Annotated in this window: 20 protein-coding genes; 14 read left to right on the forward strand and 6 right to left on the reverse strand. The window is 62.6% G+C overall.

Features of this window, described 5'->3' with window-relative positions:
- Positions 1-5: 5 nt before the first annotated feature.
- Positions 6-857 (reverse strand): hypothetical protein, encoded by an 852-nt coding sequence (locus SOM39_RS09425; RefSeq protein ID WP_320458192.1) that lies wholly within the window; start codon positions 855-857, stop codon positions 6-8.
- A gap of 169 nt (positions 858-1026) precedes the next feature.
- Between SOM39_RS09425 and SOM39_RS09430 the strand changes: the two genes are divergently transcribed.
- From SOM39_RS09430 to SOM39_RS09450, 5 genes are all read left to right on the forward strand, one after another.
- Positions 1027-1890, forward strand: coding sequence for a hypothetical protein (locus SOM39_RS09430; protein ID WP_249833667.1), 864 nt, complete (start codon positions 1027-1029; stop codon positions 1888-1890).
- Between the two features lie 24 nt (positions 1891-1914).
- Positions 1915-3234 carry an XVIPCD domain-containing protein gene (locus tag SOM39_RS09435; protein WP_249833666.1) on the forward strand — a complete coding sequence of 440 codons (1320 nt, stop codon included), beginning with the start codon at positions 1915-1917 and terminating at the stop codon, positions 3232-3234.
- A gap of 173 nt (positions 3235-3407) precedes the next feature.
- Positions 3408-4232 (forward strand): NYN domain-containing protein, encoded by an 825-nt coding sequence (locus tag SOM39_RS09440; RefSeq protein ID WP_320458193.1) that lies wholly within the window; start codon positions 3408-3410, stop codon positions 4230-4232.
- A 189-nt stretch (positions 4233-4421) separates the two neighbouring features.
- On the forward strand, positions 4422-5177 hold the full coding sequence (locus SOM39_RS09445; RefSeq protein ID WP_320458194.1) for a hypothetical protein: 756 nt from the start codon (positions 4422-4424) through the stop codon (positions 5175-5177).
- 26 nt (positions 5178-5203) lie between these two features.
- On the forward strand, positions 5204-6517 hold the full coding sequence (locus SOM39_RS09450) for an XVIPCD domain-containing protein (protein WP_320458195.1): 1314 nt from the start codon (positions 5204-5206) through the stop codon (positions 6515-6517).
- Between the two features lie 307 nt (positions 6518-6824).
- Here the strand turns inward: SOM39_RS09450 and SOM39_RS09455 are convergent, their stop codons facing one another.
- On the reverse strand, positions 6825-7178 hold the full coding sequence (locus SOM39_RS09455) for a SymE family type I addiction module toxin (protein WP_249833662.1): 354 nt from the start codon (positions 7176-7178) through the stop codon (positions 6825-6827).
- A 339-nt stretch (positions 7179-7517) separates the two neighbouring features.
- On the opposite strand from SOM39_RS09455, the gene SOM39_RS09460 reads away from it, so the two are divergent.
- Together SOM39_RS09460 and SOM39_RS09465 are read left to right on the forward strand one after the other, a co-directional pair.
- Entirely contained in the window at positions 7518-7709 is a 192-nt protein-coding gene (locus tag SOM39_RS09460) for a hypothetical protein (RefSeq protein WP_320458196.1), read from the forward strand.
- A gap of 146 nt (positions 7710-7855) precedes the next feature.
- Positions 7856-8749, forward strand: a complete 894-nt coding sequence (locus SOM39_RS09465; protein WP_320458197.1) for an HNH endonuclease — start codon at positions 7856-7858, stop codon at positions 8747-8749.
- A gap of 307 nt (positions 8750-9056) precedes the next feature.
- Here the strand turns inward: SOM39_RS09465 and SOM39_RS09470 are convergent, their stop codons facing one another.
- Positions 9057-12095 carry a metallophosphoesterase gene (locus SOM39_RS09470; protein ID WP_320458198.1) on the reverse strand — a complete coding sequence of 1013 codons (3039 nt, stop codon included), beginning with the start codon at positions 12093-12095 and terminating at the stop codon, positions 9057-9059.
- Between the two features lie 130 nt (positions 12096-12225).
- Positions 12226-14913 carry a pyruvate dehydrogenase (acetyl-transferring), homodimeric type gene (aceE, locus tag SOM39_RS09475; protein WP_068848840.1) on the reverse strand — a complete coding sequence of 896 codons (2688 nt, stop codon included), beginning with the start codon at positions 14911-14913 and terminating at the stop codon, positions 12226-12228.
- A gap of 437 nt (positions 14914-15350) precedes the next feature.
- Between aceE and SOM39_RS09480 the strand changes: the two genes are divergently transcribed.
- The 3 genes from SOM39_RS09480 to SOM39_RS09490 all read left to right on the forward strand — a co-directional run bounded on the left by SOM39_RS09480 (position 15351) and on the right by SOM39_RS09490 (position 17346).
- Positions 15351-15854: a PadR family transcriptional regulator gene (locus SOM39_RS09480; RefSeq protein ID WP_320458199.1), complete on the forward strand. Its 504-nt coding sequence runs from the start codon at positions 15351-15353 to the stop codon at positions 15852-15854.
- A 93-nt stretch (positions 15855-15947) separates the two neighbouring features.
- A complete protein-coding gene (locus SOM39_RS09485; RefSeq protein WP_095364439.1) occupies positions 15948-16742 on the forward strand; it encodes a siderophore-interacting protein in 795 nt (264 codons plus the stop codon).
- A gap of 187 nt (positions 16743-16929) precedes the next feature.
- Entirely contained in the window at positions 16930-17346 is a 417-nt protein-coding gene (locus SOM39_RS09490; protein WP_320458200.1) for a hypothetical protein, read from the forward strand.
- Positions 17347-17605: 259 nt separating this feature from the next.
- Here the strand turns inward: SOM39_RS09490 and SOM39_RS09495 are convergent, their stop codons facing one another.
- Both SOM39_RS09495 and SOM39_RS09500 read right to left on the reverse strand, forming a co-directional pair.
- Positions 17606-18313, reverse strand: a complete 708-nt coding sequence (locus SOM39_RS09495) for a YceI family protein (RefSeq protein WP_320458201.1) — start codon at positions 18311-18313, stop codon at positions 17606-17608.
- 88 nt (positions 18314-18401) lie between these two features.
- Positions 18402-18992 (reverse strand): malonic semialdehyde reductase, encoded by a 591-nt coding sequence (locus SOM39_RS09500; protein WP_093533002.1) that lies wholly within the window; start codon positions 18990-18992, stop codon positions 18402-18404.
- A gap of 142 nt (positions 18993-19134) precedes the next feature.
- Here SOM39_RS09500 and SOM39_RS09505 point away from each other — a divergent pair, with 142 nt between their 5' ends.
- The 4 genes from SOM39_RS09505 to SOM39_RS09520 all read left to right on the forward strand — a co-directional run bounded on the left by SOM39_RS09505 (position 19135) and on the right by SOM39_RS09520 (position 21997).
- A complete protein-coding gene (locus tag SOM39_RS09505) occupies positions 19135-20106 on the forward strand; it encodes a mitochondrial fission ELM1 family protein (protein ID WP_320458202.1) in 972 nt (323 codons plus the stop codon).
- A gap of 75 nt (positions 20107-20181) precedes the next feature.
- On the forward strand, positions 20182-20397 hold the full coding sequence (locus SOM39_RS09510; protein WP_249833654.1) for a hypothetical protein: 216 nt from the start codon (positions 20182-20184) through the stop codon (positions 20395-20397).
- Between the two features lie 155 nt (positions 20398-20552).
- Positions 20553-21443: a DUF2145 domain-containing protein gene (locus SOM39_RS09515; RefSeq protein WP_320458203.1), complete on the forward strand. Its 891-nt coding sequence runs from the start codon at positions 20553-20555 to the stop codon at positions 21441-21443.
- A gap of 29 nt (positions 21444-21472) precedes the next feature.
- Positions 21473-21997, forward strand: a complete 525-nt coding sequence (locus SOM39_RS09520) for a hypothetical protein (protein WP_320458204.1) — start codon at positions 21473-21475, stop codon at positions 21995-21997.
- Positions 21998-22001: the final 4 nt, after the last annotated feature.

The raw sequence follows: 22001 nt of genomic DNA on the forward strand, positions 1-22001 counted from the left end.
TTTTGCTACCCCTCAACCAACCGAAGTATCTCCGTCACCCTACGCTCCAAGTCCCTTCGCTCCGCTTCGTTCATCATCGCCCGCTTGAGGTAGGCCTCGAAGTCCTCACCCGTACAAGCGTTCTGAATCAGGCACAGCGTTCCCATCAGTTTGCCGGAAGGCCCGCAGTCGTACCCCATCCGGCAGCCAGCCACCATCCATGCCTCGCCTGCGTGCTCCCCGGTCATCAAGCCCTCCGCCGGGCCGCCTGCGCTGGCGGGGTAGTTGCTGTGCAACGTGCTGCCCATGGCAAACACGGCCGCTGGATCATTGGAGCCCAATACTTCTTCAAGCTGCTCGGCGGCTTCAGCGGTATCCAGCCGCTTCTGCTTGAACGCGTTGTCCATCAAGCGGGCGGCCAGGTCACCGTTCTCGGCCGCCTGCGCGTACCAGCCCGTGACGAGCTGCATCGGCACGATGGCGCCACCGTCCACTGCCCCGCATTGGGCGAAACGTTCGGCGGCCACCTGCTCCAGCACAGAGAGCTGGGCAGGCGCCCTGATCATCTGCCTATAGAAATCGAGACTGTCCATGAAGTGCTCGCGGTCAATATTGACGAAGTAGCAGCCTTCATAGGTTTCGGCCAACAGGCGCTGGGCCACGGCATCACCCGCCTTGGCCCTCTGTTTCAGGTCCTCGAAGGCCTTTACCCGGTCTACTTCAGCAGGGCCGCCTCGGCTGGTGCGGCTTTCCGTGGCATTGGCGCGCACCTCGGCCGCAACAGCCGACGGCGCCACCTTGGCTTTCCCGCCCGGCGCGCCACCGCGCGTCGCCGGAGCATTCCACCACAGCGCAATGCCCACCACGGCGGTGACCATGCCAACTGCCAGCCAACCTCTGGTTCTTCCAACCACAGCGCCAACTCCCTTTGCCATCGCGGCTACAGCCGTTCAATACCATGGAAGGGCAGCAGCAAGCACGCCCATTCCTGTCCCGTTGACACCACATTCCCTATAGTTGACCCCAACCACTGCAATGGAATGGCCCATGAGCGTGATGTCATCCGGCCGGTGCCTGACAGTTGCACTCGCCGTCGCCCTGAGCGCCAGCGCCTGCGCACGGACGCCGCCCACCGAACACAAAGGGACTTCGAACATGTCGGAAGCAACTGAAACCGGTCGCACCCTCAACGGCCATACCTACACCAATGCACCGGTGGACGTGAAGCTGGGGCCGAATACCTTCCGCATTCCCGCCAACTACCTGGACAGCCAGATCGCACCGTGGCCCGGCGAGGGGGTGAGCCTGGTGATCGAGTGGCCGGACATGAAACCCACGCCCCCGGGCGCGCGCGCCAACCCCCGCACCAATGATTTCCGCAAGGAGATCCGGATCCTGGTTGACCACATCGACCGGGTCCCGATAGAGACCCTGCTGCAGCGCCAGGTGAGCAACGACGCCATCACGGTAGGAGGTTCATTGGAGCGGAACGATCCTTCCAGCCGACTTGACCTGCGTGTTGCCCAGAACGAGCAGCTGGGGCTCACCCCTTACGCCATCAACGATGCGCTGATGGCCGAGTATGCGCGCGCCTACGAAGCAAAGTATGGGCATCCGCATCCGCGCAACCCCGCGTATGAAGATGACTGGTACATCGGCCGAGACCCAGCCGGCCAACTGAGTACCTTCATCAAGTGCGACAGCCGCAAGCATCGTCCAGATGGGTTTGAGATCAAGGGCAAGGAGCTGGTCAACACCGATTCAAGGACGGTTGCCAGCTGCACCCACTACATCGTGGATACCGAGAACAGTCTTTCAATCAGCCTCCACTACAACCGTGTGTTCCTCAAAGACTGGAAGGCCATGGAAGTAGCCGTACGCGACGTCTTGAACCGCTCCAAGGTCAAGTAGTCCGGATAGATACAGGAGTTCTCCATGAGTGGATTGACTGCAGACAACCTGCGCGTGCTCGGGCACTACGCCACCACCGGCAACCGCGAGCTGTACTGGAACTACCTCTCCCAGCTGCCCGGCGCCGATGGATACGGAACGCTGGCCCTTGGCGTGGTGCGCAACGACAGCCTGCCCGGCCGGGTGGCCAACAGCTATGCCCAGTCACACGCTTCAAGCCAGGGCGATTCGGGCTCGCAGTTCGCCAATGCCAACCTGAGCGAGCGCGAATGGGAAGAATTTGGCCAGACGCTGCTCCGTAAAGACCTGGAGCTGCGTTCGCAGCAGCTGCAAGCCGGGCGTGCCGACCTTGCACTGAACCTGCCAGGCAAGGACGTCATGCTGGCCCATGATCAGGCCTTCGTAGATCACCGGCTGGACCCCAACTGCTGGACGCCCCGCGTACTGCTTCAGGCAGCGCGTGAGAACAGCGGCCCGGAGAAGGTTGAGCAGATCTGGACCAACATGCTGGACAACAACTACCTGGGCGCAACCCGCGTAGGCAGGACCGGCTATGACGCCATCGCCCAGATGGGCGTGGTGGAAGGCGGCCAGTACCTGGCCAGGCTGGGCGCCACAGAAGCCACCCAGCTGCTGGAAGGGCGCTCGGCCACCAACCCCAATGTCATTGGCGGCAACAGCTACTACGCCATGTATTTCGAGGCGGAACGGAAGTGGGCGAACGTCAGCACCGGCGGCGGCCACGTTTCCATGCGGGAAGAGACCAACCCCAGCCGCATTGCCGAACTCAACGACGCCCGCGAGGTGCGCCTGGAGCGCCAGCAGAAGGCCACCCAGTTCCATGAGGATGACCCGTACCGCACCATCACCCGCAGCCCGTTCACGGCCTCGATAGACGGCGCGCCGGGGGACAAGCAGCAAGCCCCCACCCGGCTGGCCGACATCGGCGCGGGCCATGCGGACTACGCCCTGGTACAGCAGGTACGCGAAGGCGTGGCCGCCATCGACGCCAGGCAGGGCCGCGCCCCGGATGAGAACAGCGAACGGCTCACCGCCAGCGTGGTGGCACTGGCCCGCCAGAACGGGCTGGAGCGCGCCGACCACGTGCTGCTGAGCCACCAGACCGCCGACAGCCCCGCCGGGCGGAATGTATTCGTGGTGCAGGGCGACCCTGCCGACCCGGCGCACCGCCGCGCCTCCATGCCCACGGACGTGGCCGTGCAGACGCCAGTGGAGCAATCACTGCAGCGGCTGGAGGAGGTCGGCAAGGAGCGCCAGCAGCAGGCGCTGGCACAGACCCAGCAGCAGGAACACAACCACCACCAAACAATGCGCATGGGATAACAGCACAATGCGCATGGGATAACACCCAGCGGCAGCGCAACCCCGGCCTCCCGGTAGCGCCGACTGTCAGTCGGCTCCCCCCGCAAGCCAGCCCTCCCAAACCCCGCGCGCACCCACCACCAAATTGCCTATAGTTCCCCTACCGGCACCCCGGCCCAGCACAAGGAACTGCCATGGCCCTCCCCACCCAGGAAGCGTCCGTCGCCCTCCTGATTGATTGCGACAACGTGCCGCCGGAGATCGCCGAATTCGCGCTGCAGCGAGCCGCACAGGCAGGGCGGGTGACAATTCGCCGGGGCTACGGCAACCCGAACACGATCAACAAGGGTTGGGAACAGGTTCTGGTTCGGCAGTCGTTTACCAGCTGCCTGCAGTTCCCCTACGCGCCCAGGAAGAACAGCACCGACATCGCCTTGTCGCTGGACGCGCTTGAGCTTCTGTTGGACAAGCGTGCACAGACCTTCTGCCTGGTCACGGGTGACAGCGACTTTGCCTACCTGTGCCGCAAGCTCAGGGAACGTGGCGCAATTGTCTATATCGCGGGCGCCGCCAATAGCCCCGAAGCACTGCGAAAAGCGTGCGATCAGTTCTTTGAGTGGACGCCGGTAGCGAAGCCCGTACCGAAGCCTGTGGCAAAGGTGGCAGACGTGCCCAAGCCCGTCGTTGCGCCCGTGGTGAAGGTAAAGAAGCAGGTGCCGAAGAAGCCTGCTGCGAACGCACCCCCGCCCAAGCAGAGCCCTCCATTCGTCGTGAAGGCAGTCGAGGAGTTGGTGACTTCCTCCCCCAATGGTCGGGTGACGTTGAACGCGCTGTCGGAACATATTCGGCTCACACGACCGACCTTCAAACCGGGCACCTACGGTCACGCCAAGCTGGTGACCATGGTCAAGACGTATCCCTTGCTGAAAACCCATCAGGACTCCAAGGGCCACTGGACGGTGAGCTTGGCCTCAAAGACCAAAAACGGGTCGACCGCCCCAAAGGCACTGGTCGTGTAGCCACGCGCTCACCCCGTTCCTGTCCCGTTGACAGAGCATTCCCTATAGTTGACCCCAACCAATGCAATGGAATGGCCCATGAGCGTGATGTCATCCGGCCGGTGCCTGACAGTTGCACTCGCCGTCGCCCTGAGCGCCAGCGCCTGTGCCAAGGCCCCACCCACGGAAAAGGGAAACAAGGAACCTGCCATGTCTGAAGACGCCAGCCAGAGCCGCACGGTGGATGGCTATACCTACACCACCGCGCCGGTAGTGGCCCAGCTCGGCCCGCACCGCTACGCCTTCCCGGCCAACCTCTACGACGACCAGATCGGCCCGGCCATTGGCGGCGGCGTTGGCCTGACCCTGATGTGGCCCGAGCTGAAGGCAGCCGCCCCTGGCACGCGCGCATCCCGCTCCATGGCCGACCACCACCGCGCGATGTCCATGTCGGTGGACTACATCGACGGCGTGCCGATCACGGAGCTGCTGGGCCGTATGACCAGCACCGACGCCACCAGCGAGGAAGGCTCGGCCTACCGCAAGGATCCGCGCCGCCGGCTCGACATGCGCACCCCCGGCGCCGAACAGTTCGGGCTGACGCCCTATGCCATTGATGAAGCGCGGATGGTCGAGTTCGCCCAGGCGTACGAAAAGCAGACCGGCATGCCGGCCAAGCGCAACGCCAACGTGGAAAGCGACTGGTACATCGCCCGCACCCCGGGCGGCGAGCTGGCAACCTTCATCAAGTGCGACAAGCTCCAGGAGGGGCGCGACTCACTGACGCTGAAGGGCGACCAGGTTGAGATCGACGAAAATGTCCCGGTCTCCGGCTGCACCCATAACTTCGTGGATGCCGACAACGACCTTTCAGTGACCCTCTCCTACCCCCGGGTGTTCCTGAAGGACTGGAAGGCCATCGAAGCCGCCGCGCGCGGCGTGCTGAGCGCATACAAGGTTGAGTGACCCAGGATGTTCAGGAGGAACAACGCGTGAGCGGATTGAATCAAAAGGATCTCGATATCCTGCGTGCGTACGCCGACGACGGCAACCGCGAGCGGTATTGGAACTACCTTGCCCAGAAGCAGGGCAATGATGGCTACGGCCTGCTGGCGCTGGGCGTGGTGCGCAACGACAACCTGCCCGGCCAGGTGGCCAATGCCTATGCACAGCTCGAAGCGGCCGATCAGCACGACCGCAACCCAAAGCTGCAGAACCGCACCCTGACAGAGCGCCAGTGGGAGGAGTTCGGCCAGACCCTGCTGCACCGCGATCTGGAGCGCCGCGAGGCCTGGCTGGAAGCCGGTAACCCCACCCTGGCCCTCAACCTTCCGGGCCGGGATGTGCAGAAGGCGCACGACCTTGCCTTCGAGCGCCACAACCTGGACCCGAACTGCTGGACCCCGCGCATCCTGCTGGAAGCCACCCGCAAGAACCTGAGCGAAGACGCTGCCGAGAACGTCTGGAAGGAAATGCTCAACAACGATTACCGGGGCACCGCGCGGGCATGGAACACCGCCGGCCATGCCTACGACGCCATGCCGTGGGGCCAGGCCACCGCCTACGTGGCCAAGCTGGGCGTGTATGAGCTGAGCATGGCCGACCAGTCGCTGCCCACCAGCAACCCCAACGTCATCGGCATACGCAGCTCGCACCACGAGTATGACCCGAAGGCCGGCACTTGGTCGCACCACACCGAAAGCGGCTTCCCCATGCAGGAACGCAACCCACGCGTACTGGAAGGGCTGAACGACACCCGCGAGGTCCGCCTGGAGCGCGAGGAGAAGGCAACCCACTTCCACCCAGATGACCCGTACCGGCAGCGCATCGAAACCCCGAAGGTGGTGCTCAATGACCTGCCCGGCCAGGACCCGAACACCCGGCTGGCGGCACTGCGCCCCGGCGATGCGCATTACCCGCTCTACCAGCAGATACGCGAACACGTGGCCGCGCTGGACGCCAAACACGGGCGCAGCTTCGATGAAACCAGCGAACGGCTGACCGCCAGCCTCACCGCGCTGGCCGTGGAGAACAAGCTGGACCGGGCTGACCACGTGGTACTGAGCCAAGCCACCGCAGAGGGTGCCGCAGGCCGCAACGTGTTCGTGGTGCAGGGCAACCTGCATGACCCGGCACAGCAGCGCGCTGCCATGGCCACTGAAACAGCGGTGCAGACGCCGGTGGAGCAATCGCTGCAGCGGCTGGATGAAGCAGGCCAGGAACGGCAGGCCTTGGCCATGCAGACCGAACAGCGCACGCAGCAGAACCAGCAGGAGCTGGAAGCCCGCAGCATGCGAATGGGGTGAGGCAAACATCCCTCCGGAAGCCACGTGCACATGGCTTCACGGAACTACCAATCAGGGCCGGTGGCGCAGGCCGGCCCGGCACGCCCTCAGCGGGGCCTGCCCTGCTCCTTCGGTACTTCGCTCCCCACCGGGAACGAATCCCCCCAAACGTAGAGATCAACGCCTTGGGCGCTTCGATCCAAGTTGACGCAGTCCTGGATCAACGACCGCAGCACGTTCGTAGGCGAACGCTCGCTACGCCACGCCGAAAGCTGAAAGGCGCGGCGTAGATCCGGGTCTACCTTCACCCTCATGTACACCTGCTTCTTCATTGGATGACGTCCTCGGGGACAAACTGCCCCGACTCGGAATTGATCTCACCGTGGTAGATCGTGCGCTCCACGAAACGGGGCACCCGTGGGTCCTCCACAGCCGGCGGGCCGAGCAGCTTGATGGTGATCACCCCTGCGCAGGCCTCGATCTGCAGCTTGCGGCCCACGTTGAAGCCCATCTGCCGCAGCCAGCGGCCGCGGATCTTCAGGTAGGGCACCTTCAGCTCCTCGTGGAACTCCGGGGGCGGTGAGCACGCTGCAGGCTTCGCGGTGCCGGCCAGATGCGCCTGGCGCGCGCGGCGCCGTGAGGGCAGTTCATCGAAGGACGTGTCGTCCCAGTGCGTTTGCATGTTGGACCTCCTGTAAGGATCGCCCCTCGCCGGGATGGCGAGGGGGTCGGGAGGTTAGAAACCGTCTGACTACATTCGGCGGGCGTATTTCCACAGGGGGTGTTGTATTAGCCACCCTCCCGACAACGGGACGTCCAACATTGTGTAGTCAGAGGAGTTTCTACGCTCCGGAGACCACTCTGATGGAGTCGTCAACGGATGGGAAATCGCTTGTTGCTGTTGATTTCTGCGGTTTGGTAGGCGCTGCCTAATGCTTGCCGCAAATGGCCCGCTACGGTCTCAAGATCTGGGATGGGGTGCACGCAATCTTGGGAAATCGCTGAGAGGGCAGTAGAAAAAATGAATCGTATCGATGCTAACTGGTTGCGGGAATTTGATGAGGCGATGCTGGGCTACTTCGCCATCGACCATGCGGAGGCTGGAATGGATGAGAGAGAGCTGTCCTGGTACGCAGATCTCCCGCCTAGTGATGCTGCACTGGCCTACGGGCAGGACTTCGATCTGTGCCGGGTTGACAAGTTCTGGGGCTAGATAGGTCTCCGAAGGCCCGGCCAGACATGCCAGTTGCGTTGCTAACGGCCTGCCGCATACTCCAACTATCGATCTCGAGCGATTGGCACCTCACTTAACTTGTCGCATTCGGCCTGATAGGCTAGACCTATCACATGGAGAGTGCCATGACGAAGGCCGTCCTCACCGCTGCGGAAAACTCCGCCTACGAAGACTTGAAAGAACATTGGTATCACTTCCCGAATACCTACCTCAGACAAGTGATGGAGGCTGAGGGGGATCAGGTAGTGTTTTACGAACCGCGAAGGAGTAGCGGCCTCGATCGTTCCGGATCCCAGTCTTATTTCGCGACTGCGCAAATAGTAAGGGTTCGGCCGGATCCCAACCGCGCCGACCACCATTTCGCCGACCTTGCCGGATACGTGGCGTTCGACGAGAAGGTGCCATTCAAGGTCAACGGAAGCTACTGGGAAAGTCTTCTGCAGAAGGAGGACGGATCGACTAACAAGGGCGCGTTTGGCCGCTCCGTGCGCCTGATCCCGGACGAGGAGTTTTCAGCAATCATCGCCGCCGGCCTCGGACCTTCAATCGAGGAAGCCCGCATTGAATCTGACAAGGAACGTTTCAATCCTTTGCTCCCGGTTCCGCCCCTGACCGAGCGGCCAACCGCCACTACGACGGTTACACGAAAGATTCGAGACGTGGCGTTTCGCAGGCAAGTCAGAATTGTGTACTCGAATACTTGCGCGATCACCGGACTGCGATTCTCGGATAGGAAGGGTAGTCCAGAGGTTCAAGGCGCACACATCTTGCCCGTTGAAGAGAACGGACCCGACAGCGTTCGCAACGGCATCGCCATGACCGCAACGGTCCACTGGCTATTTGATCGAGGCCTGATTTCAATCGGCGACGACTACAGAATTCTTCGCTCGGCGATGCACCACGACGCCCTTGCAGCACTACCGCTCCGCACCGTGATGACTGTGCCTGAGAAGATCAGCGACAGACCCCACCCCACGTACCTTGAGTGGCATAGAGCGAACCGATTCAACGGCTCTTAGGGCGTACGACACGCCCCGCATTTCACCTGTTCGACATGAAGGCCGGCACCCGCTCTTGCCGGACTGTCGGATCCTCATACGCCAAACACAGTTCACTAGCCTGTAGGGACATTGTAGAGGTGGAGCAACCATAGGCTGCTCCTTTTTGAGCGGCTACGCCGAGTAAAAAACCTACTCCTCGCACCATCGCCCGCCATCTGCACTGCCACTATCGCATCAGCTCATCTCAAGTACGTAGCTGGAACTTGACGTGCCCCACAAGGTGACGACAAGACGGGCTGGCGCGCGCCAGCCCGTCGAACCCCAACTATCTTCTTGCCCGATGCTCCAGTTTAGGGATCGTGGCTTGGCGTATTCCAAGTCTTGCACAAGCCGCGTCTCTAATTGCACGAGATGGCGGGGACAAGAAAAACATCCTGGCTACCGAATACGACAACGCCGCATAGGACAGTATATCGCTATCAGGTATTCTGCGAAGCATCGAGTTTACACGATCTTGAGGATACTCCTGCTCTGCCGATATTCTTGCGCAAAGCGCTATAAGCTCAAGATCCAAATCCTTTGCGGTGGCGGCCTCTCGTTCGATGCTATCGATCAGCGGGAGGAGGTCCTTGGTAGCCATCACATCGGCCGCTCTGCTTACTAAACCCTTAGCGATCCCCCCTACCACGTTAGCAATCAGCTGCGTTGCCTGATGCCTCGCCTCGCGCGAGTTTGACTTGACGTCCGAGTCAAATAGCTCGGAAGCATGCTCGATAATTGTATCTGCAGAAATCTCAGCGGCACCATAGAGCACAGTCATCAATCTACGGGCGAGCGACATTGCACTTCTCGCGATTGCAGTCTTTCCGTGGGCATCGACACCACCTGCTCTACTTCGCATGATCTGCCCAAGCACTTGAATGATTCGGGCGGCTGTCATGTACTTGAAAGCGTCCTCCAGCTCAGGGGTGGAGAGATCGCCATCCGCCTGGTCCTCAACATCGCTCACATGATCGGTTACCTCTGACGGGCTTCCGTCGAGGAGCACAACCCCCGCGTCAAGAGGACGATATTTCGTGGCTAGCGCGCCATGCTCTGCAAGTACGCACTCGGTAGATCCCTCAAAGAGCTTGTCTGCAGCGGGCATTAGATAGCCGAGCACCCACTTCTCGTTGCCAAAGTGAGCCAGGAAGGTGACAACGTTCGCTGCAGACTCACTGTGAATTTTATCGATGAAATCAACGAGAAGTTCTGAGGCAGCCTGGCTCTCCTTGTTGAACGATATCCACCTTGCCAAGTAGTAAAAATAGAAATGATCGTACTTGAACGCCACGCCCGAGCCAGACTTGTGCAAAATCCTTGATGAAATGAGCTCGTTGAGCAAGGATGGATGCTGAATGTCGACAAATCTATCTCTTTTAAACTCAGCAACAATGCGGCGGTAGCCGTCCTCGCCAATTATGTGCGATTCCTCTCCGTGGAGCTCGAGCGCAAGCTGCGACAGGAAATCGTGGACGACACCCACATCGTGTGATCTAACGTGCTCATCGATTGCAGACGATATCATCGCCTCAAATATATGACCCTGCGTACCATTTCGCACGACCGTTCGCGCGTCCAGCCCGGCATCGATCTGCTGCAGAACTACTAACAGGAAGAATGGTAGCTTGATCGAGATGCTTCGACCCATGGATCTGTCCATCAGGACTTTGATTCTGCGCGCTTCGGACTCGATGAGCTCCGCCTCAGCAAATTCATCCCGTCCTACTGCGACCCATCGACGGATCAGAGCAGCCCTTGACTTATTGCTTAGCGGAAGTACTTCGTACCATTTTGCGTCACTCCATTGCTTAACTTCCACCCCCGATGAGTGGCTGGCTGCAAGTATGGTCACTGCGGGGTTCTGAGCGGTCAGATAGACTGAATGAGCGGCGAACACCTTCAGCTTGTCGATGATTCCGGAAACGATGGAGGACGAACCCGGAATTTCGTGGGTGTTATCGACCACGATCAGTGCATGCTCAGGAGATACCTGATTCACTAGATCTATGCAGTCTGACTCGTACTGACTATCGATGCAGCTCCTGATCCATGCAGTGACGTCGCCAGCATTTGAACTCTTCAATCGCGCGCAGTCAAAGTAGAGCGGAGTGAGACCATGATGCCTCGCATCCTCAACCAGATACTTTGCAAAAGTCGTTTTGCCTGACTGCTCCACGCCAAATATTGCAGTCAGCGGATTCTTCCGAATTTCGTCGAGAAGGGTGGAAAAGGAAACAGACCTATCTACGCGATCCAGTTCAGGAGAGCTTGCAGAGAAGTAGCGGAAGCTTGGATCGATGAAGACGTCTTGCAACGAAAGATTTCGTTCGAGTCGAGGATGCTTAAACACGCCCCCCATGTCCGTCAGGAAGGCCCTGAAACTTCCACTGAATCTAATCTGTCCGAGTTGACGGGCCGGGTTCTTTTTGACTTCCACAGCCTCGCGCGTGGACTGTATGAAACGATCCCCTTTCAGCGCGAACGAAACCTCAACGCCCACGCCCTCGCCAGATATCACGAGACAACGAAATCCGCACTCCACGGTGTCGTCTTCTAACGGACGTGCCAGGTAGTGCTGAACTGACGAACCCATTCTCTTACGCGTGACTTTGAAGGAGTCCTCGCGGTGCTCATGCCCCCAGAACGCAATATCTGCATTCGAGTCTAGCCAGTCGGATAGGCCCTTTCCGTCCTGTGGCTCATACCAATTCAAGGGGTGATGGAGGAGCGCGAAGGTTAGATCGTCTGACTGCGCAACATGCGGAAGCATTCCAGTTGGCATCCGCATGGATCCAGGAACCTCCTTGATTCTGGACGACCAAGAGGTGTTAGCGCATATTAGATTGAATCTGACACCTCCCATTTCCGCGTGGGCAACTCCGACGAGAGCTGTCAATTGCTCCAGTTGAATGTCCAACGCTGCTGAAAACGCAGCAAACTCTGCCTGGGCTTCCGCCAAGCTTTGAACAACCTCCGTCATATCAGAGCTTGAATCAAGCGCGCCCAGCAGTGCTGATCGGATTGCAGGCTTCTGTGTGGAGAAGTTGACGTCGTGATTTCCTGGACATGCCACGAGCCTTACATCGGAGAAGTGCCACTCATCTAGCAACCTCCTTTTCAACTCACTCAGTTCGCGCAAGGCCACTGCGTATTCGGCGGCGTTACCGCTGTATGCGATGTCCCCCGTTAGAAGGATGAGTATTGATTCGGACTCGCTCCGGAGGGACCCTAGAGAGCCAGCGAGCGCCTGAATCCTCGTGGCTCCCTTTGAATTCTCGTCCGTAATATGAAGATCTGAAACCTGCGCCACAATAACGCCCACACACACCCCCTGTTGGTTAATTTCCTATAGAACCACAGTCGACATTATCAGATTTTTTGAGGTAGCCTTACTCCAGAAAAGAAAAGGGCGGCCTTGCGGTCGCCCTTTTCTGGATGAGTCAGACGTCGAATCAAACCCCGACAGGATTAGCCTTCTCAGGATCAATCTTGTACTGCTTGATAGCCCGGGCCACATCCTTCCCGGTCATCTTCCCGTCCTTGGCCAGTGCCGCAATCGCGGCATGCGCGATGTAGTACCGGTCCACTTCAAAGAAGCGACGCAGGTTCGCACGGGTATCCGAGCGGCCGAAGCCATCGGTGCCCAGCACGGTGAAGGTGGCCGGCACGAACGCGCGGATCTGGTCCGCATACGCACGCACGTAGTCGGTTGCGGCAATCACCGGGCCCTGGCGGTCTTCCAGCAGCTCGGTCACGTAGGCCTTGCGCTGGGTTTCTTCCGGGTGCAGGCGGTTCCAACGTTCGGCGTCGAAACCATCGCGGCGCAGTTCGTTGTAGCTGGGGCAGCTCCAGATATCGGCGGTGACGCCGAAGTCCTTCTCCAGCAGCGCGGCCGCTTCAATGGCTTCGCGCAGGATGGTGCCCGAACCCATCAGCTGCACGCGCAGCTCGTTCTTCTTCGGCTTGCCGGCGTCGGTGAGCAGGTACATGCCCTTGACGATGCCTTCGGCCGCACCTTCCGGCATTTCCGGGTGGGTGTAGTTTTCGTTCATCAGGGTCAGGTAGTAGTACTCGTCTACCTGGTCTTCCATCATGCGCTTGGTGCCGTGCTGCAGGATGACCGTGACTTCGAAGCCGAAGGTGGGGTCGTAGCTGCGCACGTTCGGAATGCCGCCAGCGGCCAGATGGCTGTGGCCATCTTCGTGCTGCAGGCCTTCACCGTTGAGCGTGGTGCGGCCGGCGGTGCCGCCGAGCAGGAAGCCGCGGGTACGCATGTCGGCGGCCTGCCAGGCAATGTCGCCCACGCGCTGGAAGCCGAACATGCTGTAGTAGATGTAGAACGGCAACATCGGCACGTTGCTGACCGAGTAGCTGGTACCGGCGGCCATCCAGGAGCTGATGGCGCCCGGCTCGCTGATGCCCTGCTGCAGCACCTGGCCGCTCTGGTCTTCGCGGTAGAACATGAGCTGGTCGGCATCTACCGGCTTGTACTTCTGGCCGAACGGGGCATAGATGCCGATCTGGCGGAACAGGCCTTCCATGCCGAAGGTACGGGCTTCGTCGGCCACGATCGGCACGATGTGCGGGCCCAGTTCCTTGTCGCGCAGGGTGATGTTCAGGCTCTGCACGAAGGCCATGGTGGTGGAGTAGCTGCGCTCGCCGCTGCTCTTGAGCAGGCGTTCGTAGGTTTCCAGCTTCGGTGCGTTGAAGCTCTTGGTGGCCTTGCGGCGGCGCTGCGGCAGGTAGCCGCCCAGTGCGGCACGACGCTCCTGCAGGTACTTCACTTCCGGCGAATCCGGGCCCGGGTGGTAGAACGGCACCTGGCCATCGGCCAGCTGCGCGTCGGTCACCGGAATGTTGAAGCGGTCGCGGAAGTGCTTGACCGCTTCGTCGTCCAGCTTCTTGGTCTGGTGGGTCGGGTTGAGCGCTTCACCGGCGCTGCCCATGCCGTAGCCCTTGACCGTCTTGGCCAGGATCACGGTCGGCATGCCCTTGGTGTTCACGGCCTCGTGGTAGGCGGCGTACACCTTGTGCGGGTCGTGGCCACCACGGTTGAGGCGCCAGATGTCGTCGTCGGAAAGACCGGCCACCATGGCGGCGGTTTCCGGGTACTTGCCGAAGAAATGCTCGCGCGTGTACGCGCCACCGAAGGCCTTGCAGTTCTGGTATTCGCCGTCGACGGTTTCCATCATCAGCTTGCGCAGCACACCGTTGGTGTCCTTGGCCAGCAGGGCATCCCAGTAACCGCCCCACAGCAGCTTGATGACATTCCAGCCGCCGCCACGGAACACGCCTTCCAGTTCCTGGATGATCTTGCCGTTGCCGCGCACCGGGCCATCGAGGCGCTGCAGGTTGCAGTTCACCACGAAGATCAGGTTGTCCAGTCCTTCACGGCCGGCCAGCGCGATGGCGCCCAGGGTTTCCGGTTCGTCCGATTCGCCGTCGCCGATGAAGCACCACACCTTGCGGTCGCTCTTTTCGATCAGGCCACGGTTTTCCAGATAACGCAGGAACTGCGCCTGGTAGATGGCGGCCAGCGGGCCCAGGCCCATCGACACGGTGGGGGTCTGCCAGTAATCGGGCATCAGCCACGGGTGCGGGTAGCTGGAAAGGCCACCGCCGTCGACTTCCATGCGGAACTTGTCCAGCTGCTGCTCGTCGATGCGGCCTTCGAGGAACGAACGCGCATAGATGCCCGGGGCGCTGTGGCCCTGGATGAAGAGCAGGTCGCCGGGGTGGTTGTCGCTGGGGGCGCGCCAGAAGTGGTTGAAGCCCACGTCATACAGGGTGGCACCGGAGGCGAAGCTGGCGATGTGGCCGCCCAGGTCGCCCGGCTTGCGGTTGGCGCGCACCACGGTGGCCATGGCGTTCCAACGGATGATGGAACGAATGCGCCATTCCAGTTCGGCGTTGCCCGGGCTCTTGGCCTCCAGGGTCGGCGCGATGGTGTTCACGTACTCGGTGGTGGGAGAGAACGGCAGGTAAGCACCCGAACGACGGGTCAGTTCCACCATGCCTTCCAACAGTTGATGCGCGCGCTCAGGGCCCTCGACATCAATAACGGCCTTCAGCGACTCGATCCATTCCTGGGTTTCCACAGGATTCGGGTCGTTGTTCAGCACCTCGTTCAACCAGTTCATTAGCGCTCCCATGACCGCACGCACGCGCGCGACTGTTTTAGATTTCTAGCCGCAAAGTGTAGCGCACCAATGGGTTTGCTTACTTCGCTACGGGTGCGTATGGAAGTGCTGCGGTTGTGTCTTGGGGACATGGGGCGACAGTGGCGCGTGGTGTTGCGGGGGTTCCACGGGGGGCTTCAGGTTGGTGCGTGGGCGGTTTTTTGGGGGGCTGGGTTGGCTAGCGCTGTCATTGGGGGCGTGGAACCTGGGGAGTGTTCTACCTGGGGGACGAACCGTTGTGGTGGCGGCGGACCGGTTGGAACTAGGCCATGCCTGGCTGGGCGCGGTCCTTTCGGGGGTCAATGGTTGCTGAACGTGTCCGCAGTCACGCATGGCGTGACCCTACACGCCTGGTCTTTTTCGATATATCGTTATCGCACTTCATTCGATATATCGAAATGACCGCTCCCCGTGATCTGGATGGGCCTGCCCGTCCGCTGACTTCCCGCCCGCTCAGCCGCGGCGACCTGCGCCTGCTGGTGCTGTCGCTGCTGGCGGCGCAGCCGCGCCATGGCTATGAGCTGATCCAGTGCATCAGTGAGATGTTCGTGCGGGTGTACACGCCCAGCGCGGGCTCGATCTACCCGGTGCTGGCGCAGTTCGAGGCCGCCGGCTGGGTGAGCGCGCTGGAAGAGGCCGGGCGCAAGCGCTACCAGCTCACCGAACTGGGCCAGGCCGAGCTGGCCGCCCAGCGCGAGGAGGTGGACGCGGCGCTGCACCGTGTGCGCCACAGCGCGCGCTCGATTGCCAAGGCCAACCTGCCGCCGGTGGTGCGCGATGCGATGCGCGAGCTGAAGCAGGCGCTGGGCCTGCACCACGCGCGTTGGCAGGACGACAACGCGGTGGCGGTGGCCCAGGCGCTGCGTGAGGCCGCCGCGCAGATCCGCGCGCAGGGCCGCTGAACCGTTCTTCCCCTTATTCGACCCCGCCCGCGTTTCGCCAGCCAGGTCATTCCCCCTACGCCGCTGCGGCGGCTTTGAAACAGGTACATCGCCATGGCTCTGCATGAAAACAAGTTGGTGCGCCACACCGTGAAGTTCCGCCCGCTGCAGGTGCTGCGCACCGAGGAAATCAGCCCGTGCATGCGCCGGGTGATCGTGGGCGGTGAGGCGCTGGAGGGCTTTGAGTCGCCCTCGCCGGATGACCACGTGAAGCTGTTCTTCCCGAATGCGGAAGGCCAGTTCGTGGTGCCCACCATGACTCCGGAAGGCCCGCGCTACCCGGAAGGCCAGGAGCCCTCGCCCGCCCGCGATTACACCCCGCGCTGGTGGGACCTGGAGGCGAAGGAGCTGGCCATCGACTTCGTGATGCACGGCGATGGCGTGGCCTCGCGCTGGGCGGCCAATGCCATGGCCGGCGATGCGATTGCGGTGGGTGGGCCGCGTGGCTCGCATATCACCGCCGATGACTTCGATACCTATGTGCTGTTTGGCGATGAGACCGCGCTGCCGGCCATTGGGCGCTGGCTGGAGACGCTGCCGGAAGGGGCGCGGGCGGATGTGTATATCGAAATTCCGGAAGCGGATGACCGCCAGGAGCTGCCGGAGGATGAACGCATCCGGGTGTCGTGGCTGGAGCGCAACGGGTTTGATGCGGCCACCAGCACGCTGCTGGAAGACGTGCTGACCGATTTCGAGGAGCCCGAGGGCGATACGTTCTACTGGATCGCCACCGAATCGCGCCGGGCGCGGATGATGCGCAAGTACGTGGAGGGGCATCTGGGCGTGCCGAAGGACTGGATCCGCTCGAAGGGGTATTGGAAGGCGCATCCGGAGCACGAAGGCGACTGAGTGCTGTAGCCCCGGCCGTTGGCCGGACCACGTACCGCTTGGGCCGGCCAACGGCCGGCGCTACCGGATTGCGGCGTTCCTTGGCCGGATCATGCACTGCTTGGGCCGGCCAACGGCCGGCGCTACCGGGTGCGGCGTTCGGTGACCTTCGCCATGCGACAATCGCGTTTTGGGCCGGTGCCTTTCGATGCAAGCAGCTTCTCTTTCGGCACTGGCCGACCTGATCGCGCGCCTGGAGCGCGCCGATGCCACGCTGGACGCCACCCTGGCTGAGATCGCCCCGCAGGCCACCGTGCCCATGCGCGAGGCGGTGCTGCCGTTGGCCCGCGCCCAGCTGGCGCTGGTGCAGGCCAACGCCGATATCACCTTGGTGGCCGACGAGCTGCGCCGCTACCAGAAGTACGCGATGCCGGGTAAGCCGAGCCTGCAGATCGTGCAGCTGCGCAAGCAGCAGGGCGCGGTGAAGCAGACGGCATTGATTGCTCGCCAGAACTTCGCCCAGGCCACGCACGCATTCCTGCGCGAAAGCGGGTTGAACGCCCCCGCACGCCGGCTGCCGACCGATTTCGCCACCGGTTGGCTGGCGAAGATCGCCACGGCGTAACCGCGTCGTTAACCTACGGTACGCACGGCGGTAGGGTCGCATCCCAATCGACTGCCGTGGAATTGCCCGCGTTCGATTGAGGCATGAACGTCGGCGGGGACGGCTTTTGCTTCGGTGCAGGTCATGCGTAACCGAGCGTTGCACCGTTCCGTGCAGTCGTTTGGGAACCGACCCTACCAATGCAGCACCCCGTTGTTCATTACGCACAAACAAAAATCCCGCCTTTCGGCGGGATTTCTGCGTTCTACATCGTTACCGCTTAGGCAGCCGGCTTTTCGCCGGTGGCTTCGGTGGTGATGCGGATGTTCACTTCATCGCTCACGTTCGGGGCGTACGCGCCGACGCCGAAATCGCTGCGCTTGATGGTGGTGGTGGCGTCGAAACCGGCGGCCGGAACCTTGGCCATCGGGTGCTCGCCGCCGGCGTTGACGGTCACATCCAGGGTCACCGGCTTGGTGATGTCCTTGATGGTCAGGTCGCCGGTCACGGTCAGCTTGTTGGTGCCAGCGGCTTCCACCTTGGTGCTCTTGAAGGTGGCGGCCGGGAACTTGGCGGCGTCGAAGAAGTCACCGCTCTTCAGGTGCTCGTCGAACTTGGCGGTGAAGCTGTTCAGGCCGGTCAGCGGCAGCTTCACTTCCACGGTGGACTTGGTCACGTCTGCGGCGTCGTACACCAGGGTGCCTTCGGCGCTGCCGAAGTGCGCGGTCGGGTGCGAGAAGCCGAAGTGGCTCCACTGGGCCAGCACGTCGGTGTGGCTCGGGTCGAGCTTGTAGGTGCCCGAAGCGATCTGGATGGCTTCGGCGGCCGGGGCGGCAGCAGCCGGGGCAGCGGCTTCGGCAGCCGGGGTGGTGGCAGCAGCCGGGGTCGCATCGGCGGCCGGGGCAGCGGTTTCTTCAGCCGGCTTGGAGCAGGCGGCGATGGCCAGGGTCAGGGCCAGCGGCAGGAGCAGTTTGCGGGTCACGGTCATGTCGGTTCTCTCTCGAATTCGTAGGGAAAAAGGGAAAAGTAAGGAAACAACCCGTCCGCACGGACGGGCCAGGGTCCGGCGGAAACGCTTATTCGATGCGGGCAGCTTCGTCGAAGGCCAGGCGAGGCAGCCGCGGGAACAGGCCCGAAGAATCACCGTAACCCAGATTGACCAGGAAATTCGACTTGATGGTGGTGCCCTTGAAGAAGGCTTCGTCCACCTTGGCCGGGTCGAAACCGCTCATCGGGCCGGCATCCAGCCCCAGCGCGCGCGCGGCCAGGATCAGGTAGGCGCCCTGCAGGCTGCCGTTGCGGAACGCCGATTCGTGGCGGCCTTCACGCGGGCCGTCGAACCATGCCTTGGCATCGGTATGCGGGAACAGGTACGGCAGCTTTTCGTGGAAGTCTTCGTCGAAGGCGACGATCACGGTGACCGGGGCGGCCAGGGTCTTGTCGTGGTTGCCTTCGGACAGCGCCGGGGCGAGCTTGGCCTTGGCTTCGGGCGACTTCACGAACACGAAACGCGCCGGGCTGCCGTTGGCGGCCGTGGGGCCCCACTTCAGCAGTTCGTACAGCGCCTTCAGCTGGCTGTCTTCGACCGGCTTGTCGAGGAAAGCGTTCTGGGTACGGGCGGTACGGAACAACTGGTCAAGCGCAGCATCGTTGAGCACGTTGGACATGAAGCCTCCGGTAAAACACGTTGGACGAAGAAGGAATCCCGCACGCCGTGCGCTACCTTTACGGGGCACTGCGCGGTCGGCGAAGGTTGGCAGTGTAGAGTGTCGCGACTGTTGCAACACCCAGCCTGACTGAAACGAATTAATGCCATACGTGAAACGATGGAGTCCGCCCTGGACGATCACTGACGGCCGTGCCGGCAATGTGCGGCAGGCAGTGGCCCTGGCCACGGCATTGAAGCTGGGGGTGCATCGCCCGCTGGTGCTGCTGCCGCGCGCGCCCTGGAAATGGGTGGCGCCGCGCTGGCTGCCGGGCATGGCACAGGGCTTTGGTGAGGCATTCGCGACATTGACTGCGCAACCGCCCGAGCTGGCGGTGGGCTGTGGCCGCCAGGCGGCGGGGGCGCTGCGCGAGCTGCGCCGGCACGGCAGCAAGGTGGTGCAGATCCTGGACCCACGGCTGGGCACGCGCCACTGGGACCTGCTGGTGGTGCCCGAACACGATGCCCTGCGTGGCAGCAACGTACTTACCCTGCTGGGCAGCCTGAACCCGGTGGACGACGACTGGCTCACGGTGGGCCGCGCGGCGTTTGCCCCCTTCGGCGACCTGCCCGGGCCGCGCACCGCGCTGCTGGTGGGTGGGCCGACCGCGCACGCGCCGTGGCACGAGCCGGACATGGTGAACGTGTTCCAGCAGCTGGCCGGACAGCTGCGCGCCGAGGGTGGCAGCCTGCTGGCCACCACCTCGCGGCGTACGCCGCCGGCGCTGGTGGGTGCGCTGCGTAGCGCATTTGCGGATGTGCCCGGGGTGATCTGGGGCGATGGTGGTGACGGGGTGAACCCATATGCGGGGTTGCTGGGCTGGGCCGACCGCATCGTGGTGTCGCCCGATTCGGTGAACCTGCTGTCTGAAGCGTGCGGGACGCGGCTGCCGGTGGCGGTGGCGCTGGAACAGCAGGCGCAGGGAAGGATGGTGCAGTTCCAGCAGGCGCTGCGTGCGCGCGGGCGGTTGCAGGAGCGCTGGTTGGATTGGGGGTATCCCGGGCCGATCGAACCGCTGCGCGAGACCGGACGGATTGCCGCGCAGGTGCGCGAGGCTTTGGGTATCCCGGCTTAACGGCGGTGGTCGGGCGGCTACCGATGCGGTGGCGATGCCGTTAGATTCGGGGTTCACCAGGGAAGGAGCGTGCGTATGCGCAGTGCTGTAGTGGCGTTGATGGTTGTGTTGATGGCGGGGTGTTCGAGCATGCCTGCCGGGCAGGATGCGGTGTCGTGGAGCTGCCATAAGGAGCTCACCGCGTATCGCAACCAGCCGCCGCGAACGGACGAGCAGAAGAAGGAGCGCTGGCCGCCGGAGGATCAGCCTGCGCCGGTGAGCGAATCATGCGCGCGCGAGTTGAGCCGCTGAGTAATCTGGTACCGCGATGACACCCATGGGGTGTCACTACGTGGCCGCCAATACCGCATCGTCGACACCAACGGTAGCGCCGACTGTTAGCCGGCACACAGCCTGATGCCGCTATGATGCCGACGCGGCCCCGTACCGCTGGAGACTGAAACGCAATGGATCTGCCCTGCCCCGGATTGCCTGAGCACCCGCCATTGAAGCGCCTCGCGCTGCCGGCACTGCTGTGCGCGGCGTTGCTGCTGGCCGCGCCTGCGGCACAGGCGCAATCCCAACAGCCCGAATGCATGGAGCGCCACCCTACCCCGGCCGCGCTGGCGTCGATGTTCGATGTGGCACAACGCGCCGATGAAACACTGGAAGCGCTCGACGGCGTGGATGTGGTGGTCATCGCGCGCGGTGGCCAAGACCTGAGCAGATACGGCCTGCGCCACAGCCACCTCGCCTTCGCGGTCCGCGAGGACGATGGCAGCTGGCGCGCGGTGCATCTGTTGAACCACTGCAAGTCGCCGGAGTCTTCGCTGTTCCATGAAGGGCTGAGCAACTTCATCGGCGAAACCGGCACGCATACCGATCTGCGCGTGGGCGTGCCCACGCCTGCGGTGCGCGCAACCTTGAAGGCCATGCTCACCGCGCCGGGCATCCAGGCCAAGGCGCTGCACGAGCCGCGTTACAGCGTGGTGGCCTACCCCTTCAGCGTTGAATACCAGAACTCCAACCAGTGGGTGTTGGAAGTGTTGGCGGCGGCAATGGCGCAATCGCGCGACGGCACGCTGCTGGTGCGCCGTGCGCAGGTGCAGGCGTGGTTGAAGGAACAGCACTACCAGCCCAGCTCGCTGCACATCGGGGTGGGCAAGCGCTTGGGCGCGCGGTTCTTCTCGGCCAATGCCGCCACCACCGACCACCCGGCCAGTGAGCGCATTTCCGGCGACTATTCGGTGGTGACGGTGGAATCAGTCTTCGATTTCCTGCAGCAGCGCAAGGCGCTGGCGCAGGAGCTGAGCGTGGCGCATGTGCCGGTGGCCGGGATGGCGGCGCCGAAGCCGTAACGATTTTTCCCTTTGCAGAAGGAGTTGGCATGAAGCGTTATTCGATTCTGGCGGTGGCCCTGAGCGTGGCCATTGCAGCACCGCAGGCCGGTGCGCAGAACTTCACTCCGAGCCAGCAGTCGGTGAGCTACGCGGCGATCAGCGCGTATGTGAGCATCGCGGTGGTCACCGCGCCGATCTGGCTGACGGCGGCGGGCTTCAAGGGCTCGGCCAAGGGTTCGGAGCGGCGCACTGCGGCCAAGGACAAGGGCACCGGCGCTGCCGGGGCGAAGGCCGGCCCGTTGCCGCCGCTCACTGTGGAGAAGGTGGAGCGCCAGGCTGACGGCGCCTACCAGGTGGCGCTGAAGAATCCCGAGGCACCCGCCGACCTGGCCGTGGTGCAATGGCCGGCGCGCGACGACAACCCCGCGCAGGCGCTGAAAGCCGGCGATGTACTGGCCTTCACGCCCACCGAGGCCGGTGCCGGCTGGATGGTGGCCGACGCGAAGGGCACGCAGCTGGCGTTCCTGCCCACCACCGATGCGGCGGCCAGCAACCTGAGCGAACGCTGGTAGGCGA

Source organism: Stenotrophomonas sp. CFBP8994, from assembly GCF_034044835.1.
GTDB lineage: Bacteria > Pseudomonadota > Gammaproteobacteria > Xanthomonadales > Xanthomonadaceae > Stenotrophomonas > Stenotrophomonas rhizophila_A.